Source organism: Arthrobacter sp. MDT1-49-2 (genome assembly GCF_059090185.1).
This window is the reverse complement of record NZ_JBNHFK010000009.1, coordinates 35,018-54,689: the sequence shown is the minus strand read 5'-3', so window position 1 is coordinate 54,689 and position 19,672 is coordinate 35,018. Positions and strand designations below refer to the sequence as shown.

The 19,672-nt window shown below is 66.1% G+C and carries 18 protein-coding genes; 9 read left to right on the top strand and 9 right to left on the bottom strand.

Annotated features, from left to right (window positions below; genetic code table 11):
* Positions 1–100 precede the first annotated feature (100 nt).
* Positions 101–1,000: a LysR substrate-binding domain-containing protein gene (locus tag AC5RTS_RS13065; RefSeq protein WP_493992563.1), complete on the top strand. Its 900-nt coding sequence runs from the start codon at positions 101–103 to the stop codon at positions 998–1,000.
* A gap of 108 nt (positions 1,001–1,108) precedes the next feature.
* On the opposite strand, the gene AC5RTS_RS13060 is transcribed toward AC5RTS_RS13065, so the two are convergent.
* The 5 genes from AC5RTS_RS13060 to AC5RTS_RS13040 form a co-directional block, all read right to left on the bottom strand.
* Complete coding sequence (locus tag AC5RTS_RS13060) at positions 1,109–1,549, bottom strand: hypothetical protein (RefSeq protein ID WP_493992447.1); 441 nt, start codon at positions 1,547–1,549, stop codon at positions 1,109–1,111.
* Positions 1,550–1,950: 401 nt separating this feature from the next.
* Positions 1,951–2,940, bottom strand: a complete 990-nt coding sequence (locus AC5RTS_RS13055) for a YsnF/AvaK domain-containing protein (protein WP_493992446.1) — start codon at positions 2,938–2,940, stop codon at positions 1,951–1,953.
* 397 nt (positions 2,941–3,337) lie between these two features.
* Positions 3,338–5,038 carry a long-chain-fatty-acid--CoA ligase gene (locus AC5RTS_RS13050; RefSeq protein ID WP_493992445.1) on the bottom strand — a complete coding sequence of 567 codons (1,701 nt, stop codon included), beginning with the start codon at positions 5,036–5,038 and terminating at the stop codon, positions 3,338–3,340.
* Positions 5,039–5,197: 159 nt separating this feature from the next.
* Positions 5,198–6,163 (bottom strand): ATP-grasp domain-containing protein, encoded by a 966-nt coding sequence (locus AC5RTS_RS13045; RefSeq protein ID WP_493992444.1) that lies wholly within the window; start codon positions 6,161–6,163, stop codon positions 5,198–5,200.
* A gap of 222 nt (positions 6,164–6,385) precedes the next feature.
* On the bottom strand, positions 6,386–7,138 hold the full coding sequence (locus tag AC5RTS_RS13040; RefSeq protein WP_493992443.1) for an SDR family NAD(P)-dependent oxidoreductase: 753 nt from the start codon (positions 7,136–7,138) through the stop codon (positions 6,386–6,388).
* A 115-nt stretch (positions 7,139–7,253) separates the two neighbouring features.
* On the opposite strand from AC5RTS_RS13040, the gene AC5RTS_RS13035 reads away from it, so the two are divergent.
* From AC5RTS_RS13035 to AC5RTS_RS13020, 4 genes are all read left to right on the top strand, one after another.
* Positions 7,254–7,964, top strand: coding sequence for a phosphoribosyltransferase (locus AC5RTS_RS13035; protein ID WP_493992442.1), 711 nt, complete (start codon positions 7,254–7,256; stop codon positions 7,962–7,964).
* Positions 7,965–8,139: 175 nt separating this feature from the next.
* The gene (locus AC5RTS_RS13030; protein WP_493992441.1) at positions 8,140–8,901 is read left to right on the top strand and encodes an SGNH/GDSL hydrolase family protein; all 762 of its coding nucleotides are present in this window, start codon (positions 8,140–8,142) and stop codon (positions 8,899–8,901) included.
* Positions 8,902–8,979: 78 nt separating this feature from the next.
* Positions 8,980–9,576 (top strand): HdeD family acid-resistance protein, encoded by a 597-nt coding sequence (locus AC5RTS_RS13025; RefSeq protein ID WP_493992440.1) that lies wholly within the window; start codon positions 8,980–8,982, stop codon positions 9,574–9,576.
* A 271-nt stretch (positions 9,577–9,847) separates the two neighbouring features.
* Complete coding sequence (locus AC5RTS_RS13020) at positions 9,848–11,134, top strand: ammonium transporter (protein ID WP_493992439.1); 1,287 nt, start codon at positions 9,848–9,850, stop codon at positions 11,132–11,134.
* An 81-nt stretch (positions 11,135–11,215) separates the two neighbouring features.
* Here AC5RTS_RS13020 and AC5RTS_RS13015 read toward each other — a convergent pair whose 3' ends face one another.
* Positions 11,216–13,009, bottom strand: a complete 1,794-nt coding sequence (locus AC5RTS_RS13015; protein ID WP_493992438.1) for a thiamine pyrophosphate-requiring protein — start codon at positions 13,007–13,009, stop codon at positions 11,216–11,218.
* 211 nt (positions 13,010–13,220) lie between these two features.
* Here AC5RTS_RS13015 and AC5RTS_RS13010 point away from each other — a divergent pair, with 211 nt between their 5' ends.
* The 4 genes from AC5RTS_RS13010 (at position 13,221) to AC5RTS_RS12995 (ending at position 16,959) form a co-directional block, all read left to right on the top strand.
* Complete coding sequence (locus AC5RTS_RS13010; protein WP_493992437.1) at positions 13,221–13,754, top strand: dihydrofolate reductase family protein; 534 nt, start codon at positions 13,221–13,223, stop codon at positions 13,752–13,754.
* Positions 13,755–13,962: 208 nt separating this feature from the next.
* Complete coding sequence (locus AC5RTS_RS13005; RefSeq protein WP_493992436.1) at positions 13,963–14,778, top strand: alpha/beta fold hydrolase; 816 nt, start codon at positions 13,963–13,965, stop codon at positions 14,776–14,778.
* A gap of 2 nt (positions 14,779–14,780) precedes the next feature.
* Positions 14,781–16,343 carry an ATP-binding protein gene (locus AC5RTS_RS13000; RefSeq protein WP_493992435.1) on the top strand — a complete coding sequence of 521 codons (1,563 nt, stop codon included), beginning with the start codon at positions 14,781–14,783 and terminating at the stop codon, positions 16,341–16,343.
* A gap of 139 nt (positions 16,344–16,482) precedes the next feature.
* Entirely contained in the window at positions 16,483–16,959 is a 477-nt protein-coding gene (locus tag AC5RTS_RS12995) for a GtrA family protein (RefSeq protein WP_493992434.1), read from the top strand.
* A gap of 9 nt (positions 16,960–16,968) precedes the next feature.
* Here the strand turns inward: AC5RTS_RS12995 and AC5RTS_RS12990 are convergent, their stop codons facing one another.
* The 3 genes from AC5RTS_RS12990 to AC5RTS_RS12980 form a co-directional block, all read right to left on the bottom strand.
* Positions 16,969–18,348: an NAD-dependent succinate-semialdehyde dehydrogenase gene (locus AC5RTS_RS12990; protein WP_493992433.1), complete on the bottom strand. Its 1,380-nt coding sequence runs from the start codon at positions 18,346–18,348 to the stop codon at positions 16,969–16,971.
* A 90-nt stretch (positions 18,349–18,438) separates the two neighbouring features.
* A complete protein-coding gene (locus AC5RTS_RS12985; protein WP_493992432.1) occupies positions 18,439–19,203 on the bottom strand; it encodes a trimeric intracellular cation channel family protein in 765 nt (254 codons plus the stop codon).
* A gap of 136 nt (positions 19,204–19,339) precedes the next feature.
* On the bottom strand, positions 19,340–19,627 hold the full coding sequence (locus AC5RTS_RS12980) for an Rv3202a family protein (protein ID WP_493992431.1): 288 nt from the start codon (positions 19,625–19,627) through the stop codon (positions 19,340–19,342).
* Between the last annotated feature and the right edge of the window lie 45 nt (positions 19,628–19,672).

The window sequence follows — 19,672 nt, the reverse complement described above, 5'->3', positions numbered from 1 at the left end:
CGGGGTACTGACCAATCATCCGCTTGTAGTTCAATTAGATAAAGCGATCTTTTCCAATGGGTACTGGTTAGCTTTTCTGAATAATCGAGGGGTGTTCCACATGCTTGATATCCGCCGTCTCCGGCTGCTGCGCGAGCTGAAGGTCCGGGGCACCCTGGCGTCCGTGGCGACGGCCCTGAACTTCAGCCCGTCCTCGGTTTCGCAGCAGCTGGCCCTGCTGGAAAAAGAGGTGGGGGTGGAGCTGCTGCGGAAGACCGGGCGGCGGGTCACGCTGACTCCGCAGGCTGAGATTCTGGTGGATCACGCGGCACAGATTTTGGATTCGATGGAACGCGCGGAGGCGGATCTCGCCGAGTCCCTGACCACGGTCGCCGGGACGGTGCGGATCGCAGTCTTCCAATCCGCGGCACTGGCCCTGATGCCGGACGCACTCACCATCCTGGGCCGGGATTATCCCGAGGTGCGGATCGAAATGACCCAGCGCGAACCGGAAACTGCCCTGTACGAGACCTGGGCCCGGGATTTCGACCTGGTGATCGCGGAGCAGTACCCCGGCCATGCGGCACCGCGGTATCCCGGGCTGGACAGGATGCAGCTCACCACCGACGCCATCCAGCTCGCCGTGCCGGAGGACCGGCTGGGCGGCGCGGAAATCCGGTCCATTGCGGACACCGCCGCATGTGCATGGGTGATGGAGCCCCGCGGCGCCGCGTCACGGCACTGGGCGGAGCAGGCCTGCCGCCAGGCCGGGTTCGAACCGGATGTCCGGTATGAAACCGCGGACCTGCAGGCGCAGATCCGGCTGATCGAGTCCGGCAACGCCGTCGGTCTGATGCCCGAACTGGTGTGGACCGGCCGCTCCCCCACGGTGCGGCTGCTGGACCTGCCCGGCATGCCCCGGCGGACCATCTTTACCTCGGTCCGGGAAGCCGGCAGCCGCCGCCCCGCTATCCGGGCCTGTCGCGAGGTTCTGGAGCAGACCGCCCGGCTGGTGGCCTAGCGGTTGAGCCCGGCGTGTTGTCCCTGCCGGTTTGGGTTTCCGGTGGTTTTCGTCCCCGAATCCCCTGGGCGGGACTGAGGTTATTGCCGGACGGACTCAGCCTGCCATCTAGAGCCCACACGTTGCCTGAATGTCGGCAATGGTGCCTTGCCACGCAAACATATCGAAGCCCGACGCGGCATCCGGGCTTTCAGCAGCGCTAATGGCCGTCCCCAAGGACAAAATGAACTCCTCCAACTGCACGTTCAAGCCCTCCGGCGCGGTGGCTGCGATGCTGCGGATCTGCATCGCCACTGTGCGGGCGCTCTCCGGTGGCGCATTGAATCCATAGGTACCATCCTGGATTCTCACAAAATAGATGGCCTGGGAAAGCGGCGCTTTGCTCTCCGGTCCAGTGAGCTTGCGGCAGGATTCCTCCAACGGATCCTTCGTCGGAGTTACCGGAGTTACAGAAGGGGCTGCCGGGGAGGAAGCTGACGGCGCAGCAGCGGGTAAGGCTTCTTCCGTTGCCGAACTGCAGCCGGTCAGCAACATCAGGGCAAGGGCCATGTGGGCAGCGGTTTTTCGCATAGGTTCCCCCGGGCTCCGTGGACAGTTGCCCCACCCTAACCCAAAACACCGTGAGGCCGGAGCTTGGACTCCAGCCGTGCGCTGCGCCGATTGGAACTGCAGTCGCTGGCCGCGGAACTGGTGGCGTGGGGCTGACGCGGGTTCGCCTGCCCGGCCTGTTTCCGCACGGTTCGGTTTTTTCGCACGGTTTGGACTTTTTCGCATGGTTTGCGCTGATTCGCAGGGTTTAAACCGTCCGGAAGCCACCAAACCGGTCGATTTTTCCCTCCGTGCCACGGAAGCGGGGGACGACGTCCCCGCACGGAAGGGAACACAGCAAAACGGCAGGCCCCGGGAAACCCAGGACCCGCCGTCGTGGTTGAAACGCGGTGAACCGATATTTAGTGGCTGCCGCCGGAACTGCCCGAGCTGCCTGAGCCCGAGCCGCCGGACTCCGAACCGCCGGAGCCTGAGCCGGATCCGCCCGAGCTGCCGCGCCGGATATTGGTCTCGTCAACGTCCGTGTCGATCTGCTCCTTGCGGACCTCCTCGGAAACGCTCTCCGTGTCCGTGACGGTTTCGGTGTCCAGGCGCACCCGTTCCACCGGTTCGGTGTGCTTGGAGACCACCGGCTGCTCTGCGTGCAGCGTGACCTCGTGCTCGTCCTCGGTCAGTTCCGCCCCGGAGAGGGCATCACCGGCGTTGGCGTCGGTAATCGGCTCGCGTTCAATCCGGACTTCCTCGTGGCTGACCGGCACCTGCTGGGTGACTGTTTCCGTCACGATGTACTTGCGCAGCCGGGCCTTGCCCACGGCACGGTTTTCGGTGCCTACGTTCAGGCGCTCCTCGGACCGGGTCATGGCGTCGTCGATATTGGCACCCGAACGGGACTGGTCCGAGAGGTTGGACGTGCCCGCCCCGGTGGAGGTGCCGGCCGTACGCTCGTCAGAGACCAGTCCGGCGTCCGCATCACTGCCGGACATGCGGCCCGAGGTGGTTCCCCCGTCCGTCATCGTTCCGCTGTCCGTGGTCATCGTGTCCGTTTCGCTGAAGGACTCGCTCGAGCCGTCGTCATAAGCGAACCCGTAATAGCGGTACAGCGTCACTTCCTCTTCCGGACTGATGGAGCCGTCACTTTCGATGTGCGGCGCGTTCTTGACCTCTTCCTTGGAATACGGCACCAGGACATCAACGCCCTCAACGCTTGCCTCGGTGAGGGGAATGAACGTTTCCGACGTGCCGAAAAGGCCGGTGTTCACCGTGACCCAGGCCGGCTCGTCCGTTTGGTCATCCAGGTAGAACGTCCCGACCGAGCCGATCCTGTCACCGTTGGGGCCCAGCACATTGCCGGACCCGGCCATAAGCCCTTCGACCTGCTGATTCGTGATCATCTTGATCTCCTCGCGACAGCGAATCCGCCGAGTCGGTTGACCGGCGGCGGTTCACCACAGACCGCAGGAGGGGACGCTGGCTTCTCCACGTGCATCCCTGGCGGCCAGTTGGTTGACTTGTGAGGAACCTGGCAGATACCAAGCCCACTTACAATTCCAACCCGCTGCCGGAGACCCCGTCAATAGGTACTGGCCGCCCCGGGGGCCGGAGTGCCCGTCCGGCGGGACGGGCGCTGTCGGTCACGGCAACCGGGCACAAGCGGGACCGGGCCCGGGCGGGACCGGGCACAAGCGGGACCGGGCGCGGTTGACCGGGCACAAGCGGGACCGGGCGCGGTCGGTCAAGTCAATCGGACACAACCGGGACCGGGCGCGGTTGACCCGGAGAGGGAGTGCCCTAGGCGTCCCGCAGAAGGCTGTCGCGGACCTGACGGCGCAGCACCTTGCCAAGCATGGACTTGGGCAGCTCCTCGATGGCCACGATCTTCCGCGGCACCTTGTACGGCGTGAGGCGTTCCCGGCAGTAGGCGCGCAGTGCCGCCTCATCCAGTTCCGCACCTTCCTGGAGGACGACGGCGGCCACCACCTGCTCGCCTCCGTCCGCGCGGGGCAGTCCCACCACTGCGGCGTCGAGGATGAGCTGATGGGTGCGCAGCACTTCCTCCACCTCCGTCGGGGAAACGTTGAACCCGCCGGTGATGATCAGTTCCTTGCGCCGGTCCACCACCTTGACGAAACCGTCCTCATCAACGGTGACGATGTCGCCGGTACGCAGCCAGCCGCCGTCGAGCAGTACCTCGGCGCTGCCCTCGGGGTTGTTCCAGTACCCGGTGAACACCTGCGGTCCGCGGATCAGCAGCTCGCCGGCGGTACCGGGGTCCACATCGTTTTCGGGGGACTCAGGATCCACCACGCGCATCTCGGTGCTGGGGAACGGAACGCCGATGGTGCCGTTGCGCCGGGAGGGGGCAAACGGGTTACCCAGTGCCACGGGCGAGGATTCGGTCAGGCCGTAACCTTCCACCAACAGTCCGCCGGAAACCTCTTCCCACAGCTGGACCGTGGCCGCCGGCAGGGTCATGGCTCCGGAAATGGCGTAGCGGATGGTGGAGAGGTCAATGCCGCGTTTCTTGGACTCCAGCGCCGTCTTTTCGTAGATGGGCGGCACGGCGCAGAAAACGGTGGGCTTGGACTTCTTTGCCGCAGCCATCACCAGGTCCACATCGAACTTGGGGAACAGCACCAGCCGCGAGCCCGTGAGCACGGAGAACGTCAGGTACAGCGTGAGGCCGAAGGCGTGGAACATCGGCAAGACACCGTAGATGACTTCCTTGCCTTCCTGCGCGCCGTGCATCCAGGCCTTGCCCTGCAGGGCGTTGGAGCGCAGGTTGAAGTGCGTGAGCATGACCCCCTTGGGAACACCCGTGGTGCCCGAGGTGTACTGCAGCGCGGCCAGGTCGGTGACCTTGGGGCGCGGGTGGTCCTTCGCCAGCGGGGCGGTGTCCAGCAGTTCCTCCCAGGCCAGGGTGTGCTCGGTCTTCGCCGTCAGCCCCTGGCGGGTCCGCCGAATCGAGGGCAGCGGCAGGGTCAGTGCCATCCGCTTCAGCCGCGGCATGGCCTTGGTGATGTTCACGGCCACGATGGTGTCCACCGCGACGTCGTCCGGGAAGTCCTGGACCTTTTCCACCACCTTGTCCCACACGATGGCGACCTTGGCACCGTGGTTTTCGAACTGGTGGCGCAGTTCGCGTTCGGTGTACAGCGGGTTGTGGCCGACGACGACGGCGCCCAGGCGGAGGACGGCGTAGAACGCGATGAGGTACTGCGGGCAGTTGGGCAGGATGACGGCCACGCGGTGGCCCTTGCGCACGCCCAGGCGCCGCAGGCCCTCGGCCGCCCGGTTGATCCGGTCGCCCAGCTCCTTGTAGGTGGTTTCAGCTCCGAAGAATTCCAGTGCCACCTTGCTGCCGAAACGCTCAACCGCGTCTTCCATCATGGCGGTGAGGGATTCCGTAGGCAGTTCGATCTGCGCCGGAACACCGCTCTGATAGTTCTTCACCCACAGCGGTTCAGAAACAGATTCAGCAGCAGCGGACATGGATAGGCTCCTTAGTTTGGCTAACAACGACTATATCGAGGCACCGCTTCCGGAGGTAAAAAACGAGGCCGGAGCCACCCTGGTGCCCGCTTCCGGCGCAGATCACACCGGCTGTGGAGGCGGGGTCTTCCAGGGGCGCTAATCTGCGCTGACCGCGGGCTAGACCCCCTGGCCGGCAAGACCGGCGAGATACCGGGCGAGCGCCCGCGGAGCGGATGCAGGCGCAACCGCTTCAACGGCGGCGTTGTAGTTGGTGTTGGTGTTCACGTCATAGGTGAGCAGCCTGCCGTCGGCCGCTTCGATGAACTCGATGCCGCAGATCTCAATCCCGTTGCGCCGGGCAAAGTCCAGGTACTTTCCGATCACCGGCGACTCGAAGTCCTCGCGCAGGCTGAACAGCTGGGTATCGGCGTCGGGGGCGATGGTGGCTCCGGGCGGCATCACGGGCCGGCCGGTGACCGGATCTATGGCGCAGGCGTCGGCCGGGCAGAGCTGGAAGCCGCCGCGGGCGGTGTCGGCCTTGATCGCGTAAATGAACTCCCCGCCCACGATCTCCGCACGGGTAATAAACGGTTCGGCGGCAACAATGAATTCCTGGACCAGGGTGATGCCGTCCGCTGGCTCCTCGAACTCGTCCGAGGCGACGTAGTCCGCCAGCTCGCCGTGCGACTCAAATTTCCGGACGCCGAGTCCTTTGCCGCCCTGGTTGTGCTTAAGAATGAACGGCGCGTCGAATTCCTTCGCGGCTTCCAGGATCCGGTCGCGGCCCACCGCTGCCACGGTGCGCGGGGTGTCGATGCCCGCGGCCCGCAGCGCGGTCAGCTGGTCCACCTTGCTCATTTCCATTTCCAACACGCGGCGGCCGTTCACCGTGCGCCGGCCATGCGCCTCGAGCCAGGACAGCACGGAGCGGGCATAGTCCTTGGACAGCCCATGGTCGCGGGTGTGCGCGGACGCGCTTATCCGGGACCAGAAAATGCCTTCCGGCGGCACGGCGTCCAGGTCCAGTACGCCGTCGGTCAGCAGCCACTCCTCCACATGGATGCCTTCGGCCGCAAATGCGCGTGCAAAGGGCGGAAACCATTCGGGGTTCTCATGCAGGGCATAAACGGTGGGGGTGCTCATGGGAGTTCACTTTCGCCGGTGTTCTGGTCAGTCCGAATGCGCCCGGTGGGGCGCACCGCCACCCTAGGCCCGCCGTCGTGCCGCCGCCAGCCCATGTGACGCTGCACGACGGCGCGGGCGACGGCGGGCGGGCGACAGCGGGGGGGGGCGACGGCGATGGGCAGGGAACGGCACGACGGCGGCGGGCGGGGGCCGCGTGGACGGCGCGTGGGCAGGAACGGCCTACCGCCCCCTGCCCGCGAGTTTGGCCACCAGCGTCTGCGGCGCCAGCCTGCTCACTGCGGCCACGGCGCGGTACCGCCGGGACGGGATGGACATGCCCTTCCCGGCAAAGGCATCGGCAAGCCCTTCACGCACCACCTGTTCGGCCTGCAGCCACATCCAGTTCGGGTAAACGCTCTTGTCCATCTGCATGCGCTGGTGGAACTCGGTGTGCACAAATCCCGGGCACACTGCGGTGACGGTGATGCCGCGGTCCCTGTAGTAGATGTTGGCCCAGCGGCTGAAGTTGATCAGCCATGCCTTGGCGGCGCTGTAGGTACCCCGCGGCAGCAGGCCGGCAAGGGAGGCCACGTTGATGATCCGGCCGCCGCCGCCCGCCTGCATGGCGTTCAGCGCCGCGTGGCTCAGCTTCAGCGGAGCGGTGACGAGCACATTGAGATGGTCCACCTCGGCGTCGAGGTCATTCCGGGCGAAGTCGTTCTTCAGCCCGTAGCCGGCGTTGTTCACCAGGATCCGGACATCAGGCTCCTGCACCCGCCGGGCCACGGCGGCCACGCCGTCCTCAGTGGAAAGGTCCGCCCCGATGTATTCCGTTTTTACCGAATACTCGTCTGCGAGCTGCGCCGCGGCATCTGCCAGCCGCTCGGTGTTCCGGCCGGTGAGCACCAGGTTGTAGCCGCGTTCGGCCAGCCGGCGGGCAAATTCCGCACCGATGCCCGAGGTTGCCCCTGTGATTACTGCTGTCTGCGTCATAGCCGCCACTCTGCTATGTCGCTGTGGCTTTGGCAACGCAGGGAGTTCCCCGGCCTTGCCGCCTTTCGGCCGCGGGCCTAGCGTGAGGGAAACACCACCTGCCGGAATTGGCCCCATGCCGGAACCTGACACCCCTCCAGCCACCGTCCCGCCGCACGGATGGCGGGACCGCGCCGATGCCGGCCGTCAGCTCGCCGCCGCACTGACGGCCTATGCCGATGCGCCTTCGCTGCTGGTACTGGGCCTGCCCCGCGGTGGTGTACCGGTGGCGGCGGAGGTCGCGGCCGCCCTCGCCGCCCCGTTGGACGTGGTGGTGGTCCGCAAGATCGGTTACGCGCTGCAGCCCGAGCTTGCCGCAGGGGCGGTGGCAGGAATCGCCGGCATCACCAACCTGGTCCGCAACAATGAGGTCCTCAGTTACTGGCGCAGCCGCAACAGCCAGGCCGACGCGATGTTTGACGCCGCCGCCGAGGAACAGCTGGCCGAAGTACGACGGCGGGAGGAACTGTTCCGGCCCGGCGTCCCGGAGCGCCCGGTAGCCGGGGGCACGGTGATCCTGGTGGATGACGGCCTGGCCACCGGAGCCACCATGCGCGCCGCCCTGGGCGTGGTCCGCAGGCTCGCGCCGGCATGGCTGGTGGCGGCGGCGCCCGTGGCCTGCGGCACGGCGGCCGACATCCCCGCGTCACTGGCCGACGACGTCGTGGTGCCGTGTGCGCACAGCGGACTGGACGCCGTTGGCTTGGCCTACGACAGTTTCCCGCAGACCACCGATGCGGAGGTCCGTGCCCATCTGGGCGTCGGAGGGCCCCCGGTTCCGCAGTGACTCTGGCCCGCGGGAAGGTCCGCGGGCAGACTGTCCGCTTATGGATACCCCTCATACAAGGGCACAGCCGCATCCTTCGTCGTCCGGGGCAGGTTCCGTTCCCGGGGCAGGTTCCGTTCCCGGGGCAGGTTCGTTTCCCGGGGCACGGTCCTTTTCCGGCGCACAGTACGTTGCCATGGGCAGCTCCTATGCCGCGGGCCCGGGGCTGGGCATTCCGGTGCCGCGCTCCGCGCACGGAGCCCGGCGTACCGATGCCAATTACCCCCACCGCCTGGCATCCGCCCTGGACCTGGCGCTCACCGATGTCACCAGTTCGGGTGCGGTCACCGCCGATCTCCTCTATCGCCGGCAGTTCGGCCAGCCACCGCAGGCGGACGCCCTGACCCCTGACACGGACCTGGTGACCATCACCGTGGGCGGCAATGACATTGGCTACGCCACGGGACTGGTGGCTGCCGGGCTGCCGCCGGTGCCGGCGCAGTTTGCCGCGCTGGTACGCGAACTGCGGCTGGTCGGCACAGGCGGCCTGGACCGGCAGCTCGTCCTGCTCGAAGCGTCCCTGACCATGGTGGGGGAACTGGTGCGCCGACGTGCCCCGCGGGCACTGATCCTGTTCGTCCAATATATTCCGGTGCTGCCGCCGGACCCCGCGGTCCGTGTGCCGCGGATGAGTGACCGGCAGGTTTCAGCCGGGCGGAGGTTCTTTACGCATTTGGCGGGTGCGACGGCACGGGCCGCCCAGGCCACCGGAGCAACCCTGGTTCCGGTATCCGGTGCGGGCGCAGACCACCATGCCTGGTCCGATGATCCGTGGACCACCGCAGGCATCCGTCCGCGGCCGGGCGGACCGCTGCCCTTCCACCCGAATAACGAGGGCATGGCAGCCGTGGCGGCAATGATCGGGGCGCAGCTGACGGGTTCCGGCGCCGTTCCCTAGAGAAGCGGGCCGTGCACGGCGGATACTTGAGGCGGGTCCAGCCGGTCCGTGGGGGCAATTTCTCTGGAGGTCCTCAGCATGTCCGTATCAGGAAGCAGCTCTTACCATCAGGACGGGTTTGCACTTGACGCCCTGAACCTTGCAAGAAACGCCGTCCGCGGGATCCGAGTCGGGCTGGGAACCACCGGCGTGGTGTCCATCATTCTCGGCCTGCTGGTCCTTTTCTGGCCCGGGGCGACACTGGAGGTCCTCGCTTTTCTCTTTGGGCTCTATTTCCTGATTGCCGGCATTATCCGTGTCCTGCTGGGTATCTTCACCGGAATAGGTGTGGGCCTGAAGATACTGAACATTCTTGTGGGGCTGGCCCTGCTGGTGGTGGGCGTTATTGCCATCCGGAATCCGGCGGCAACCCTGACCGCACTGGCGCTGCTGCTCGGCATCGCCTGGATAGTGGAGGGCGTGATGAGCCTGGCCGAGTCGGACCGCGGAGGCTCGCGCTGGTTCGCCATCGTGCTGGGCATTCTCAGCATCCTCGCCGGAATTGCGGTGCTGATCCTGCCGCTGACCTCCCTTGCCGTGCTGGTGATTTACGGGGGCGTTTTCCTGATCGTCCTCGGCGCCCTCCAGCTTATCCGCGCGTTTACCTTCGGCCGGGGCCTGCCGCGTACGGCCTAGCCCGCATCCACTGGACGGCGTTCAGCGTTCTCCCAGCGGATGTCCAGTGCGCGTTAACACAGCGCTAACCTGCAGGCGCTGCCGCACGTAACATCGGGCGCCCACCCTTGAGGGAGCGTCTCCGTCACGGTGTGGCGGGACCGCCGGTCAGTAATGGGGGCTGATCCATCCCTTGACCCCGCCGGCTGTACCTGCCTCTTCCGGAATCCCTGGTCCTGTTCACGGACGGCAGGAGGGACAGCGGGCACCCGACCCGAACGGGAGTACCTCCATGGACTCTGGAAACACGGCCTGGCTGCTGGCCAGTTCCGCACTGGTCTGTCTGATGATCCCCGGTATCGCCTTTTTCTACGGCGGCATGGTGGGCTCGCGGCGAATCCTGAACATGATGATGATGTGCTTCGGCGGAGCCAGCCTGGTGGCCGTCCTCTGGGTGCTGTACGGCTATTCCGCAGCCTTCGGCAACTCGTTGGGCGGCATCGGCCTGCTGGGGGACCCGCTGGAGTTCTTCGGACTTTCCGACCTGCTCTCCGAAGACCCGGCAGCGTCCATTCCGCTGGCGCTGTTTGCCGCTTTCCAACTGATGTTCGCCTGCGTCACCACCGCCCTGGTGGCCGGATCCGCCGCCGGGCGGATGAAGTTCGGCGCGTGGATGGTCTTCGCCGGACTCTGGGCGTCGCTGGTCTATTTCCCGGTGGCGCACTGGGTTTTCGCCTTCGACAATGCGGACGGAACGGTGACCGGCGGCTGGATTGCCAACCAGTTGGGCGCCATCGACTTCGCCGGCGGAACCGCGGTGCATTTGAATGCCGGAGTTGCCGCCCTGGCACTGGCCCTCGTGCTGGGCAGGAGCAAGGGGTGGCCGCATTCCCACGGCCAGCCGCACAGCAGGCCCCTGATCCTCCTGGGTGCCAGCCTGCTGTGGATCGGCTGGTACGGCTTCAACGCCGGGTCCGCGCTGACCGCCGGGCACTCCGCCGCCGTCGTGTTCCTGAATACCGCCGTGGCCGCCGCCGCCGGCCTGCTCGGCTGGGCGCTGATGGAGCGGATGCGGCTGGGACGCTCCTCCAGCCTCGGTGCCGCCTCCGGTCTGATCTCCGCCCTGGTGGCCATCACTCCCGCCTGCGGCGCGGTCAGCCCGCTGGGAGCCGTGGCCATCGGAGCAATCGCAGGGCTCGTCTGCTCCCTGGCCATTGAACTGAAGTTCCGGCTGGGCTTTGACGATTCCCTCGACGTCGTAGGTGTCCACGCCGTCGGCGGGCTGCTCGGCACATTGCTGATCGGCCTGTTCGCCACCGAGGCGGCCCCCAACGGGGTCAGCGGCCTGTTCTACGGCGGCGGTTTCTCACTCCTGGGCATCCAGGCGCTGGCCTGCCTGGCGGTGCTGGTGTACTCGTTCGCCGTGACCTGGCTGATAGCCAAGGTGCTCCAGCTGACCATCGGGCTGCGCATCCCGGAGGAAAGCGAACTCAAGGGCATCGATCTTATTGCCCACTCCGAATCCGCTTACCGCAATGACGAAGAACCCGTGGAACTCGGCGCACCGACCCGCTCCTAGCCTCCTCAAAGGGCAGGGCCGGTCCGCTGAAAGGAGGAACGGGCGCACCCGCGCGGGTGCGCCCGTTCCGTTTACCCCGGCTCAGAGATCGTCGTACAGGCCCTCTTCCTGGGCCAGGTAAGTGTCCAGCAGCCGCCGCGAATGCTCACCCGCGGCACCCTCCTGCGCCAGGCCGTCCTTCATGGTTTCGGCCTGGGCGGCCCCGGCGGGGAAAGGCGGCAGCAGCGGCACGGCAGGATCAGTGACCACTTCGATCAGGAACGGCCGCCCGGCGGCGAGCGCCACATCCCAGGCCTCCCCCAGCAGCTCCGGATCCTCCACCCGGATGCTTTCCAGTCCCAGCAGCTTGGCATATTCGGCGTATTTGAAGTCCGGCAGCGACTGGCTGTCTTCGAACCGCGGATCCCCCTCCATCTCCCGCTGCTCCCAGGTCACCTCCGCCAGTTCGCGGTTGTTCAGCACACAGAGGACAAACCGCGGGTCCTCCCACTGCTGCCAGAGCCGGCTGAGGGTAATCAGCTCGGTCACGCCCGCCATCTGCATGGCGCCGTCGCCGGAGAGTGCCACCACCGGACGGTCAGGGGCAGCGAGTTTGGCGGCCAGGCCGTACGGCACGGAGCAGCCCATGGACGCCAGGGTGCTGGACAGGTGGGCAGGCACTCCTTCGGGCAGCTGCAGCTGCCGCGCGTACCAGTACACCGAACTGCCGACGTCGACCGCTACCTGCGCGTTGTCCGGCAGCCGCCGGTTCAGCTCCCAGACCACGCGCTCGGGGTTCACCGGATCCGCTTCGGTCATCGCGCGGACGCGGGCCAGCTCATGCCAGCGGCGGACGCTTTCCTCCACCTTGCCGCGCCACGGCGCATCCGGTTTGGCATCCAGCAGCGGGATCAGGGCCTCCAACGCCGGGCCGACATCTCCGGTAATACCCACCTCCACCGGGTAGCGGTTGCCGATGGCCGAGGCATCCCGGTCAATCTGTACCCCGCGGGCGGTTCCCGGCTTCGGGTAGAACTCGGTCCACGGGTCATTGGAGCCGATGATCAGCAGGGTGTCGCAGTTGTCCAGGACGTAACCGGCCGACGCCGTGCCCAGATGCCCCATGGTTCCGGCGGCCAGGGGCGCCGTTTCATCGACATAGGGCTTGCCGAGCAGGCTGGTGGTAATGCCGGCACCGATCTTCTCCGCCAGGGCATGGACCTGGGCGCGGGCATGCCGGGCGCCCTGCCCCACCAGCAGGGCCACCTTCTCCCCGGCGTTGATCAGGTCTGCCGCGGCCTGCACATCCGCCTGTCCGGGCTGGGTGCGGGCGGGACGGAAGACCGGAGTGGTGTTCAGGATGCCGTGTTCCTGCTCCAGTTCGGGGGCGGGGGCCTGCTGCACATCATGCGGAATGATCACCACCGCGGGAGTGCCGGTGGCGAGCGCCTTCTTGAAGGCCCGGTCCAGCACCAGCGGAACCTGTTCGGGAGAATTGATCTGCTGCCGGAAGGCCGAGGCCACGTCCCTCGTCAGGTTCATCAGATCCACCTCCTGCATATAGGAGGACCCCAGGACGCTGCGTGACTGCTGGCCCACAATGGCCACCACGGGCACTCCGTCCAGCCGGGCGTCATACAGCCCGTTGAGCAGGTGGATGGCACCCGGGCCCTGGGTGGACATCACCACACCCACCCCTCCGGTGTATTTGGCGTGGCCTACGGCCATAAAAGCGGCGTTTTCCTCATGCCGGACCTGGATGAACTCGGGATCACCGCTGCGGCGCATGGCACCGAGCACGGTATTGATGCCGTCACCGCTGTATCCGAAGACGCGCTGCACATCCCAGGCTTTCAGGCGATCGACAATCAGGTCCGCGACAAGCCGTTCACTCATGTTTCGTCCTTCCGTGTTCCGTCCGGCCGGAGCTTTTCAGGCCCGGATACGCAAATAGTCAGGCTGCTTATGGTGCTCTCCTTTCAACCTATCCCCTCCGTGGCATCCCCGCTGCACCCGGCCCCGATGTTCGGCGCCCTCATCCCGTTCCGGGACCGTCCACCGGTTCCCGCCCCTGCCCCTCGCCCGGGACTGCGCGTACTCTGGCCGCATGCCAAAGGTCATCTACTACGTCGCCTCGTCCATGGATGGCTTCATTGCGACCGAAGACAACAATCTCGATTGGCTGCTGCAGTTCGGTTTCGAGGCCTTCCAGGCGCACTATGACCGGTTTGCGGCCGGCGTCGGCGCAGTGATTATGGGCGGGGAAACCTACCGCTGGCTCCGCCGGGAGGCACCGGATACCTGGGAATACAACCAGCCGTGCTGGGTCCTCACCACCAGGAAGGAATCCCCGCCGCCGCGGGGCAATGTACGGTTTGCCGCCGGTGACGTGGGGCGGGTGCTCGCGGAAGCCACGGAAGCCGCCGGGGAGCGCAACATCTGGGTGGTGGGAGGCGGCAACGTGGCCGCGCAGTGCGCTGACGCCGGATTGCTGGACGAACTGTGGGTGACATACATGCCCGTTGCCCTTGGCAGCGGACGGCGGCTTCTGCCGGTAGCCGGGCCCATACCGCCCATGCAGCTGATTGCCACCACCCAGTTCGACGGCGGGGCCGCCGAACTCCGGTTCTCCGTCCGCTAGGCAGCGGGCTGCGCAATTCCCCGCGCAGGCTAAGAATGCCGGCTTTCGCCGCAAGTGAATCCGCGCCTGTGGAACGCCACGAAAAAGCCTATTCGGGCATTACTTGGTTGGCATTTAAAGCCGTGCGGAACCTGTAAAGTGTGCAGTTGAATCCGCTCTGGGCCCCGGGCGGGCATTGCATCAAAAAGAAAAGCAGGCGCTGGGACACATGAAGACTGACATTCGGACCCGAAACAACGTTCGAGTGCTCGGACGCGAGGACGGCCCGGTACTGCTTTTCGCGCACGGGTTCGGTTGCGATCAGGGAATGTGGCAGCATGTGCTCCCCCGCTTCACGGATGAGTACAAAGTGGTGGTTTTTGACCACGTAGGCGCCGGCGGTTCGGACCTTGATGCCTATGAATCGGAAAAGTACTCCACCCTGGACGGGTACGTTTCGGACGTCCTGGAACTATGTGAGGACCTGAACCTCGAGGACGTCACCTTCATCGGCCACAGCGTCAGCGCCATGATGGCCGTCGCCGCCGCGGCGCGGAAGCCCGAACGCCTGGCGCGGATTATCCTCGTGGCGCCGTCCGCCAGCTACATGGATTACCCGGAGGACGGATATACGGGTGGTTTCACCCGGGCCGACCTCGACGAGCTGCTGGTCTCCCTGGACACCAACTACCTGGTCTGGGCAGCCACCATGGCACCGGTCATTATGGGAAACCCCGGCACCCCCGCCCTCGGCAGCCGCCTGGAGGACAGCTTCTGCCGGGTCAACCCGAGCATTGCCCGCCAGTTCGCACGGGTGGCCTTCCTCTCCGATGTCCGCCACCTGCTGAAGGATGTTTCCCTCCCCACGCTGATCATGCAGGCCTCGGCTGACCTGCTCGCCCCGGACCACGTGGGCGTCTTTCTGAACGAACGCATCGCCAACAGCACCCTGGTGCGGATGAAAGCTACCGGCCATCTCCCGCATGTCAGCGCGCCCGAAGAGACGGCGGACATCATCTCGCAGTATCTGCAGCAGTCGACGTAACCGTGGAGCAGCATTTCCCGCTCGATTACGAGGCGCTGTTCAACAATGCCCCGGCCGGACACCTCCTCACCCTGACGGACGGAACCGTGGTCTCCGCCAACACCATGGTGCTGTCCTGGATCGGCAAGTCCCTGGAGGAACTGCGCGGCACCAGCCTGCTTAAGCTGCTGCCGGTGGGCGACCGCATTGTCTACACCACCCACGCCATGCCGCAGCTGGGAATGAAAGCGTCCTTCGCCGAGCTCGCCGTCGACCTCCTGGGACCCGAAGGCCGCCGTATCCCCGTTCTGCTCTCCGCCACCCGGACCCCCGCCACCGCCGACCGGCCCGCCCTGGACCAGCTGGTGGCGTTCTATGCGCATGAGCGGCGGCTGTATGAGCGTGACCTGATTTCCGCGCTGCGCACCGCTGAAGAGGCCGAAGCAGCGCGCGCTGAGGCCGAAGCCACCCTGACCGCACAGACCGTGGTGCTGCAGGAGAAAGACGTGGTGCTGCAGGCCTCCCTGCTGGAGAGCCTGCGCAAGGAACTGATGCTCGAATCCATCCTCAACACCGTGCGGGTGGGTGTGGTGGTGATTGACGAGGAAGGACGGCGCCTGCTCACCAATCCGCGCCAGCAGTTGCACGAGCGCCTGGCCGCGCCGAGCTTCACCCGGCGTCCCTCCGAGGGTGAGCTGCTCATTTTCGGACCCGACCGCACTACTCCGGTTCCCCCTTCCGAGCGCCCCGTGCATCGGGCAGCGCAGGGGCATTCCTTCTCGGACCACCTGGTCTGGTACGGCGAGGGTGAGGAGCAGAAGGCGCTCAGCGTGTCGGCTCGTTCCATGCACGGCGACGACGACGCCTTCCAAGGTTCGGTGATCGCCTACAGCGACGTCACTGGCCTGGTGAACGCCGTGGCCGCCAAGGACGACTTCGTGGCGAATGTGTCCCACGAACTGCGCACCCCGCTGACCTCCATCATGGGGTACCTGGAACTGGCGCTGGATGAGGAAGATGCCATCCCCTCCTATGTCGCGTCCTCCTTGAAAGTGGCACAGCGGAACTCCGAGAAACTCCTGCACCTGGTCTCGGACCTGCTTTCCGCCGCAGCCGGCTCCGCAAGCATGGAACTGGAGGTCACCGACCTCAGCGAGCTGATCCGCGCCGGCATCACATCCGCCGGCCCGCGTGCGGAAATGAACGGCGTCGAGATTGTCACCGAGCTGCCCGAGGCCCTGCCTGCCATGCTGGATCCCAAGCGCATGGCACAGGTCCTGGACAACCTGCTCTCCAACGCGGTCAAGTACTCCCCCGACGGCGGACAGGTAACGGTCAGCGCCTGGCGCACGGACGCCGGGACCACGGTGCTGCGGGTTGCCGACTCCGGAATCGGAATGACCGGGGCCGAGCAGGCCGAAGTCTTCACCAAGTTCTTCCGCTCGGGCACCGCACGCAGGGCGCAGATTCCCGGAGTTGGTCTGGGCCTGGTGATTTCCAAGCGCATTGTGGAGGAGCACGGCGGCACCATCGCTTTGGAGAGCGAATCCGGCAAGGGCACTGTATTTACGGTCACACTGCCCTGATCCAGCTTGCCATGGCCGTGATTTTGCGGCCCGATGCACGGTGTGCAATCATCCGAAGGTAGAAGACCCGCCAGTGGAAATGCACCGGCTCGGGCAGGAGCAGTTCCCCACAGCGGGCGCGGTTGAACGGATTGCGGTAATGGCACGAACCACGAAGGTGCGCAGGATTGCTCACCGATTGGGCTCATTTTCGGTGGTGGGCGCCGTCGCGTTCGTGGTGGACGTAGGACTGTTCAACATCCTGTCGGCCACCTTGATCCAGGACAGTCCTATCCTGGCAAAGGTCATTTCGGTGCTGGCCGCCACCACCGTGTCATGGCTGGGCAGCCGGTACATCACCTTCAGGAAACTCCGCACCCGCAGCATTCGAAGTGAAACACTTCTTTTTGCCCTGACCAATCTCGTGGGACTGCTGATCTCCGCAGGTTGCCTCTACGTCTCCCACTACCTGCTGGGCTTCCGCAGCCAGTTCGCGGACAACATTTCCGGCAACGTGGTGGGTATCGCCCTGGGCAATATCTTCCGTTACTTTGCCTACCGGTACGTGGTGTTCAACGGTCCCAGCGAGCACGCGGATGCTCCCCGGCCGGAACCGGAAAGCAGCCGCGCGGCCTGAGCGCAGGGCTCAGCGCTTCGCCGGAATGCGGATCAGCTTCCGGTTCACGAATTCGGCCATCCCGTACCGGGCCAGTTCCCGGCCCACACCCGAACGCTTGACGCCGCCGAAGGGCAGATCCTCCTGGGTTCCGGAGGTCCCGTTAATCCAGACCATGCCGGTTTCCAGCCGGTCGGCAACCTCAAGCGCCTTGTTTTCATCGGCGCTGAACACGGCGCCGCCCAGCCCGAAGGGTGAGTTGTTGGCCAGCTCCACGGCTTCGTCCGCGTCGGCAACCTTGTAGACCACGGCCGCCGGGCCGAACAGTTCCTCCGAGAAGGCCCGCATGTCCTCCGTAACGTCGGTCAGGACGGTCGGCTGGACATAGGCGCCGGGCCGGTCGATCCTGCCGCCGCCGGTGCGCAGGGTGGCGCCCCGGTCCACGGCGTCGCGAATCTGTTCCAGCAGCCCGTCTGCGGCGGACTGCGAGGAGAGCGGGCCGAACCGGGTCTCGGGCTGCAGCGGGTCGCCCGGCTCCATGGCCGCCATCCGGGCGGTGAACTTCTCCACAAACTCCTCGTAGAGGTCCGCCACCACAATGAACCGCTTGGCCGCATTGCAGGCCTGCCCGGTATTGCCCATCCGTCCGGCAACCGCTGCCTTGACCGTCGCGTCCAGGTCCTCGGTGTCCAGGACAATGAACGGGTCGCTGCCGCCGAGTTCCAGGACGTACTTCTTCAGGTTGCGTCCGGCCACTTCGGCAACGGCGGCGCCTGCACGTTCACTTCCGGTCAGGGAGACACCTTGGACCAGGGGGTCGGCAATGATGTCCGCGGCCTGCTCGTTGGTGGCGAAGAGGTTGATGTACGCACCGGAGGGAACACCGGCGTCGGCGAAAATCTGTTCCATGGCCAACGCGGACTGGGGGCAGTTGTTGGCATGCTTGAGCAGCACGGTGTTGCCCAGCATCAGGTTGGGAGCCGCGAAACGTGCCACCTGATAGTAGGGATAGTTCCACGGCATGATCCCCAGCAGGGCGCCCACGGGCAGGGTGCGCACCACCGCGCTGCCGCCACGCCGAGGATCCAGCTGTTCGTCCGCCATAAAGCCGGGGCCTTCGGTGGCGTAGTACTCGTAGATGTTGGCGGAGAGCGCTACTTCACCCTTGGCCTCCCGCAGGGGCTTGCCCATTTCCAGGGCAATCAGCGCGGCGAGCTCGTCCGAACGCTCCCGGTAGAGTTCGGCCACGCGTGAAAGGACCTTGCTGCGGTTCTCCACCGGCTCGGCACGCCATTGAAGAAAAGCGGCATGCGCTGAATCGACGGCCCGGCGGATTTCGCCGTCGGTAGCTGTGGGGAATTCCTGAAGGGTCTCTCCAGTGGCGGGATTTACGCTCTTGTAAGCAGTCATGGCCGCCACGCTACCCGCGCTTATTGCGTCTGTAAAAGCACGGATTCCGGGGATTAAATCCCGTTGTCTGAGCGTTTGAACGCTTTTTTCCTATGAGTGCCGCGGCGCATCCGGCGATTCTTCGCCGTCTCCGATCCCGTTCCTGCGCCAGCGCGGCCGCTTCAGTTTCGGCCGCGGCCACCCGGCCCCCGGGCGCTCAGCGGGGCGCGACCGCCGCGGCAGCCGGACGTTGAACTCGCCCGGCCCGGGCAGCCGCCAGCCGCGCCGCCGGGCCAGGATGCACAGCACAGCCGCCGTTGTGATGGCCACGCCCATGCCCACGTTCTGCAGGCCCATGTTGTAAAGGACGGCCATTTCGACGGCGGCGACCAGGGCCCCCGTGGCGTACAGCGTGTTGCCGCCGAAGATGGCAGGCACCCGGCCCACCACAATGTCGCGGATCATGCCGCCGCCCACGGCCGTGGCAACGCCGATGAGGATGGCCGGCAGCCAATCCAGGTCCACGGCCAGTGCCTTGGCGGTGCCGGTGGCGGCCCAGCAGCCAAGCGCGAACGCGTCGATCACAATGAGGAAGCGGTTGGCCCATTTGCCCTTGAGTTCAATCGCATAGGCGATGAAGGCACCGGCGAGGGCGGTGATGAGGTAGGCGGGGTTGGTCAGCGCCACCGGCGTCCCTTCCTGCAGCAGGGTGTCTCGCAGGACACCGCCGCCCAGGGCGGACGTCAGGGCCAGCACAATGAATCCCACCGGGTCCATTCGCAGCTGCCGGGCAACAGCTCCGCCCAGAACGCCGTTGGCCAGCACTCCGGCCAGATCGACGACGTCGAACACCGCCGCCGGGTCGAAATAGTTCACGCCGCTCCTGCTGTTGATGGGCCTTGTATGCCGCCGCCCATTCTACGTTGACCGGCGCCCCCGCAGCGGTGGAGCGGACAGCCGTCCGCTGCCCGCACGGCGCATCAGGGGCCGGGCCGAGGCGAGCGCCGCGGTATTAGTCGTCGCCCTGCGGATAGTCGTCGTCGTTTCCCGGGACCTCGGTATTCTGCTCCAGGATGTCCGCCTCGGATCCTTCGGGGTAAACCTGGCCGTCCGGGCCTGCGTCACCGGCACCCGGAATCGCCGGGATCTCCTGTTCAATACCGTCCGCTTCGGAACCGTCCCGGTGGATTTCACCCGCCGGTCCCGCGTCTCCCGCACCGGGAACTGCGGGCGTACCCTGCTCCGCCCGGTCAGCCTCCGAACCGCCGGGAATCAGTGGAAGATCCGTGTCCTTATCCATCCGTGCCTCCAATGCGAGCTGGCGCAACCGCAGTGGCGGCCGCTT